This is a genomic window from Streptococcus danieliae, assembly GCF_025447695.1.
In the GTDB taxonomy this organism is placed as follows: Bacteria; Bacillota; Bacilli; order Lactobacillales; family Streptococcaceae; genus Streptococcus; species Streptococcus danieliae.
Genome location: NZ_JAOBSU010000108.1, coordinates 1 through 5,920, shown reverse-complemented (window position 1 = coordinate 5,920; position 5,920 = coordinate 1). Strand labels below are relative to the sequence as shown.

General features: G+C 41.2%; 6 protein-coding genes and 1 pseudogene. 3 read left to right on the top strand and 4 right to left on the bottom strand.

Features of this window, described 5'->3' with window-relative positions; genetic code table 11:
- Positions 1–49: 49 nt before the first annotated feature.
- Positions 50–241: a YcaO-like family protein gene (locus tag N4310_RS07310; protein ID WP_262092663.1), complete on the bottom strand. Its 192-nt coding sequence runs from the start codon at positions 239–241 to the stop codon at positions 50–52.
- On the opposite strand from N4310_RS07310, the gene N4310_RS07305 reads away from it, so the two are divergent.
- Complete coding sequence (locus N4310_RS07305) at positions 223–471, top strand: integrase core domain-containing protein (RefSeq protein ID WP_420832907.1); 249 nt, start codon at positions 223–225, stop codon at positions 469–471. The two genes, N4310_RS07310 and N4310_RS07305, sit on opposite strands and share 19 nt — an antisense overlap.
- Positions 472–644: 173 nt before the next feature.
- Here the strand turns inward: N4310_RS07305 and asnA are convergent, their stop codons facing one another.
- Positions 645–1,637, bottom strand: a complete 993-nt coding sequence (asnA, locus tag N4310_RS07300; protein WP_160332343.1) for an aspartate--ammonia ligase — start codon at positions 1,635–1,637, stop codon at positions 645–647.
- 86 nt (positions 1,638–1,723) lie between these two features.
- Between asnA and N4310_RS07295 the strand changes: the two genes are divergently transcribed.
- Both N4310_RS07295 and N4310_RS07290 read left to right on the top strand, forming a co-directional pair.
- The gene (locus N4310_RS07295) at positions 1,724–2,695 is read left to right on the top strand and encodes an aromatic acid exporter family protein (RefSeq protein WP_262092662.1); all 972 of its coding nucleotides are present in this window, start codon (positions 1,724–1,726) and stop codon (positions 2,693–2,695) included.
- A gap of 689 nt (positions 2,696–3,384) precedes the next feature.
- Positions 3,385–4,413 (top strand): AAA family ATPase, encoded by a 1,029-nt coding sequence (locus tag N4310_RS07290; RefSeq protein WP_262092661.1) that lies wholly within the window; start codon positions 3,385–3,387, stop codon positions 4,411–4,413.
- Positions 4,414–4,500: 87 nt separating this feature from the next.
- Here N4310_RS07290 and N4310_RS07285 read toward each other — a convergent pair whose 3' ends face one another.
- Both N4310_RS07285 and N4310_RS07280 read right to left on the bottom strand, forming a co-directional pair.
- Positions 4,501–4,986: a YkgJ family cysteine cluster protein gene (locus N4310_RS07285; protein WP_262092660.1), complete on the bottom strand. Its 486-nt coding sequence runs from the start codon at positions 4,984–4,986 to the stop codon at positions 4,501–4,503.
- Positions 4,987–5,012: 26 nt separating this feature from the next.
- Positions 5,013–5,462 (bottom strand): annotated as a pseudogene (locus N4310_RS07280) (DUF4143 domain-containing protein); the annotation flags it as partial.
- Positions 5,463–5,920: the final 458 nt, after the last annotated feature.

Below are 5,920 nucleotides of genomic sequence, written 5' to 3'. Positions count from 1 at the left end.
GATGGCCAAACTCCTTGGTACACAAGGGGTTAGCTATCCTTTGTCTTTTTTAAACTGATAAACTCGGGATTATATCATAACCTTGCTCCTTAATTTTAGATATTATATCCTTTATTTTGGAATTTTTACTAGTTTCATAATCTACAATAGGAAGAACGAATGGATTTGATTGACCGATAATCCAAGCATCCCGTTCAACTGCTTCTAAGAGTCCATGAAGTATTGCATCTTCCAAAACCACTGCATAGTCTCTCAGCTCCAGGTGTACCTTATGATAATGCTGTTTCCGAAAGAACCTATCGCTCATTCAAGACTGAATTTGTTAATGCGTATAAATTTAAGTCCTTAGAACAACTTGCTCTACTAACACAAGATTATATCCACTGGTGGAATCACAAACGTAGACATTCGACACTGAATAATCTATCACCACTAGTTTTCAAAGCCCAGACTGAACTAGCTACAGCTTGAGCTTGAGCTGAGTAGTGATAGGCTGGTTTGTCAAGGCTGCGATTAGCAGCTTTGACAGCCGCCAAAATCACTACTCAGGAGAATCATGGTCAAGCTGTAGCGGATGATTTAACTCCTCATAAAAAGTGTCCGATTTTGGGTTGACATTACACTTTTCATGTGCTCCCCTTCGTTTAGAGAATGTTGTCAAAATCATTGTAAACGGCTTGAGGCCAGACGCTGGACTGAACTTCACCGATATGTTTTTTCCTTAGAAGGAACATGGCTAGCCGGGATTGACCAATACCACCCCCAATAGAGAGCGGGAAGAGACCCCGGAGCAGAGTTTTATGCCAGTCAAATTCCAACCGATCTTCGTCGCCGGTTAGGGCAACTTGGCGCTTGAGGGCATCTTCATCCACTCGGATTCCCATAGAGGAGAGCTCAAAGGCAGCCCCCAATTGGTCATTCCAGACCAGAATATCCCCATTCAAGCCCTTATAGCCATGCTCTGTCTCGCTAGTCCAATCGTCATAATCCGGCGCCCGGCCGTCATGCGGCTGCCCATCAGCCAAGACACCCCCAATCCCAATCAGAAAGACCGCCCCGTGCTCCTTGGCAATCGCATTTTCGCGTTCTTTTGGACTTAGATCTGGATAAAGTTCAACCAGCTCTTCTGTATGAACGAAGCGAATCTGTTTGGGCAAAACAGCTTCGATATCATACCGGGCCTCAACGGCCAATTCTGTTAGACGGATGGCCTTGTAGATCTTCTCCACCGTCTCCTTCAAATAGGCTAAATTCCGCTGACCATTCGGAATCACCTTCTCCCAATCCCATTGATCCACATAGACCGAGTGGGTTGGATCTAGTGAATCCTCATCTGGACGCAAGGCCTTCATGTGTACAAACAGACCCTCTCCCTCATTGAAGCCAAAGCGAGCCAGGGTATGCCGTTTCCACTTGGCCAAGGAATGCACCACTTCATAGGTAGCTTCTGGAATCAACTTAACATGAACCTCAACCGGATGTTCAATCCCGGACAAGTTGTCTTGCATGCCGTCACCGATCCGCGATAAAATCGGTCCTTGGACCTCAACAATCTCCAACTTATCTTGGAGGTATTGGGTAAAAGTGTTTTTGACAAAGGAAATCTCTTCCTGTTGGTGGATAAAGTCTTTTTTCATGGATTCTCCTTATTCTTAAGTCCTCAAAACCGCCACTAAACTTAGCTATATGATACACTAAAATTAGAAATTTTCAAGGAGGTCCCATGTCCGTCTTTCAAAAAAGTATCAAAGTTATCTTGGTCACTTGGATAGCTGTGCAAATCGCCACCTTTTTGGGGCTCAATTATCCGTCTTCTGCAGGAATCATTGGCTTGTTGAGCTTACTGGACACCCGGCGTTCCACCCTGCTGACTGCCAAACGCCGTGTTTTAAGCATGACGTCAGCCATGTTGGCAGCCATCCTCTGCTTCAGTCTATTTGGACTGAACATCTGGGCCTTTGGCCTCAGCATGGCCATTTATATTCCCCTCGCCTACAAGTATGAATGGGACATCGGCCTATCTGTCTCCACCGTCGGCGTCTTCCATCTCCTCGACACAGGGAGCTTGGCCCTACCCGTTATTTTAAACGAACTCGGCCTTTTTGCCATCGGGGTTAGCCTGGCTCTCTTAGCCAATATCTATATGCCTTCCCACCAAAAAGAAATTATCGCCGCCCGCAACCGCGTCGAGCTCCTCCTCAAAGGACTGGTTCTCCGTTTCCACCACATCCTAGCAACCGGGCAGAGCAGCGATGAAGTCCACCGCATCCAGCAATTGGAAAAGGAGATCCAGACGGCTCTCGAACTAGTCTATCGGGATCAATCCAACCAGCTCTTCCAGCGGACCGACTACGAAGTTCACTACTTCGAGATGCGGCTGGAGCAATGCCATTACCTACTACAGATGGTTGAGGACATCCAACACTGCCACTTCTCGGCCGAAGAAAGCCTCATTCTAGCCCAGCTTTTTAAGGATACAGCCCAGCAACTGGAGGATAAATCGACTCCAATTCACCTGATTGACCGCATCGATCACTACCTCCAAGTCTTTCGCGAACGTCCCCTCCCCAAGAGCCGCGAGGAGTTTGAATCTCGGTCCTATCTCTTGCAAATCTTCCGCGATTTGGAACACTTTATCCATTTAAAAATTCAATTTCATCAGCGTTATCCCCAGGATCAGCTAAATGAGGATTAAAAAATGAACTATAAGTTTCCTTTAAGGAAAGTAGGTTATACTAGTTCCATAGTTGAGGAAGACCTCAACAACTCCTAAAACTTTTCTTTTTCATAATAATCTCCGAAAGGTCTCAGACATTCTGAGGCCTTTTACTTTTCACTTACTAGAAATCAGATAGCAACCACTAACAAAGACTGTCTATACTTCGTTAAAAGCAAAATCTAAATACTCGTAGAAGACAAAAAGATGACTAGGAAAGCCGACGAAGGTAGTTGGGAGTGGGACAAAAGTCTAGCCTCATTAACTTTGGTTAATAAAATGCCTTTGACGCAGTAGCTGATTGACCTCTTCGTTCGCGTTTCAAGCTCGGAAGAGGGTCTAATCAGCCTTGCGGGAGTGGGATTGAAAAGCAAAGTAAGATCCAGTGGATCTTTTTAGCATGAGCCCAAAATTAAGAAAGCGAATTAACTAAATTTTTTCAAATTTAGTTCTGTTCCACTCCCAATATTACCCCTAGAAGCGATCAAGGAGGCTTGACAAGGTCAGATTTTGAAATTCAACGGGTATTACTTTGACCAGAACATTTAATTAGCCTAGACCAAGAGAAGCTTCGAAGAACCGTCTAATTATTTTTAAGATATTTGACAAAAAGTATATACGAGTATATAATGAAAGAAAAAAGTATATACGAGTATATAGGAGGTGCTATGACCCCATTCACAACTATATTTGGTAAATCACCTAGGGTTTTTTTGAATCGAAACCAAGAATTTGAGAATCTATTAAAAAATCTCGACAATCCTTACTCCGATGCACAATCTACTATCGTTACGGGAGTTCGAGGCTCAGGAAAAACCACCTTTATCACAAAGTTAGAAAAGGAACTACCAGAGCACTGGATTCCTATCACACTGATTAACACACCTGCTATTGTCTCCAACTTAATTGCAGAATTAAGCAATACAGTTAGTCGAGAGATTACAGTGAGCAATTCTATACAGGTTAAAAATTTTAGTGTATTGGGATTAACGATTGAGAATATCCAATCTCAAAATACTACAAACCAACAACAGCTAATTGACTTACTAACGATTTGTCAAAATGCCAATCGAAAAGTTGTTATTTTAATTGATGAAATTTCCAGTTCCACTGGTATTAGAGAATTATATTCACTTTTTCAGCTCCTTATCCGTAAAGACCTTCCTATTAGCATTATCTCAACAGGGCTTCCAGAAGATATTAATGAGGTTATTACCGATAAAATTTTGACTTTTCTACTACGTTCAAATATGATTGTACTTTCTCCACTTACCATTGATGATATTGAAAAGGCTTATCTCGAGCATCTATCACTCGACCATTCTGCTGCTGGCTATGCAGCAAAGAAAACGAAAGGATATGCCTATGCTTTTCAATTATTAGGCCAATTAATGTATGAGAAGGAATGTGCAACCATTGATGATATCGAAGATGTGATTCCTGATTTTCGATATTTGCTAGGAAAGAATGCCTATCGACTAATCCAACAACGACTATCAGACAATGATGAAATCTTCTTAAAAGCTATTCAATCAAAGACGAAAATAGCAGATATAATTAAACAAACCAAATGGGATAAGAACCTTGTGAATACATATAAGTATAGACTTATCGATAAAGGACTTATTTTTCAACCACAACGTGGATATGTTGATTTAGTTTTACCAGAATTTGATAGTTACCTTGAAAATTACTAAAACGATACTCATAAAATAAATTCAAAACCTCCTATCAGCTACATCACAAAAGCTGTGGGAGGCTTCTTTTTTGAAGGGGAAAGAGGGTTACTTCAACCGTTCTTGTAATTTTTCCACAAAAAGATAAGCTGCTGGGCAAATAAGTGTATTCTGGATGGTCAAATGGTTGATTTGGTAAATCTTTTTACGATCTGTATGAGGAAATTCCCGACAGGCTTTGGGACGAACATCATAAACGGAACAGAGATTATCCTCTCCGATAAACGGACAAGGCATGGATTGAAAGACCTTGTCCCCATCCTCATCCACGCGCAGAAAAGCCTCTTCAAAAGCAGACAACTTCATCCGAAAAGTCTTAGAAATACGCGTGATGTCAGCTTCTGTCAAGAGGGGACCGAGATGACGGCAGCAGTTGGCACACTGGATACAATCAATCTCCTCAAAAACCTCCACATGAATCTCCTGGCTAAGTCTATCTAAGTTCTTCGGCGGTTTTTTCTTGAGCCCCGCGAGAAACTTCCGATGTTCTTTTTGCTTCTGCAGAGCCAACTGATGGTAACGTTCTAAATCCATTTTTGATTTCCTCTCTACTCATTATTTCAATCCAATAACCAATTCAAGAGTGACTTCTTTTGAATTCCATCATAATTAGCTTCTGGCTGTATCTGATCCAGCGTCAATAGATATTTAGGATACTGATCATCAATAGCTTGCAGCGGACGAAGCTCTCTCTCTAGCGTTTCAGGATCTAGAGTTGACAGGCTCACCTGAAAATACTGATAAGCTCCAGTATCCGTCACAGCAATAAAATCCACCTCATATTTACCAACATTTCCGACATATACTTTGGAAAAACGCCGTCTTAATTCCAGGTAAACAATGGTTTCAATCATATGTCCCAAATCTTCTTGATGATCTGGTAACAGCAATTGGCGAAAACCGAGATCAACGCAGTAAAATTTTTCTAGCCTTTGCAAAAGGGTGTGCTCTTTGACATCGAATCGAGGGACAGCGTAGAATAATAAGGAATCAAGCAAAGCATCCAAATACAAAAATTTTAAAATGAAGTTAGCCACCCGTCCTATCTGCTAGATAAGTGCTACAACTCATTCTGATGAGTTGTCTGATTTCATTTGATAATAGGTTTGGTGAATCGGCTACACTAATCTGGACAGAATTTATAAGGAGTGAGATAAAGATAAATACAATGTTTCTGAAATGTGTCACATATTGGATTTTCCGAGCTCCAGCTACTATAGTCATTTAGTTTTTAAATAGTATGTTATTGCGTCAGTCAAATCGCCTGTCTTTCTAAGCAATTCTGTCACCACTTTTTTCAAAATAGCCCAACTGTTCTCAATAGGATTCAGTTCAGGGGAATATGATAGTAAAGGGAGAAAAAAATGACCATTACAAATAGAAAGTTCATCTAATACTTAACAAAAATCAAAATCTGAATTATAATAGATAGTATGAAATTCACACAAGATCAAATTAAAGAATTAAA

What these genes read in the sequence shown, in the direction of transcription:
- asnA (WP_160332343.1), bottom strand. Translation starts at nt 1,637, where the DNA reads ATGAAAAAAGACTTTATCCACCAACAGGAAGAGATTTCCTTTGTCAAA.
- N4310_RS07295 (WP_262092662.1), top strand. Translation starts at nt 1,724, where the DNA reads ATGTCCGTCTTTCAAAAAAGTATCAAAGTTATCTTGGTCACTTGGATA.
- N4310_RS07285 (WP_262092660.1), bottom strand. Translation starts at nt 4,986, where the DNA reads ATGGATTTAGAACGTTACCATCAGTTGGCTCTGCAGAAGCAAAAAGAA.
- N4310_RS07290 (WP_262092661.1), top strand. Translation starts at nt 3,385, where the DNA reads ATGACCCCATTCACAACTATATTTGGTAAATCACCTAGGGTTTTTTTG.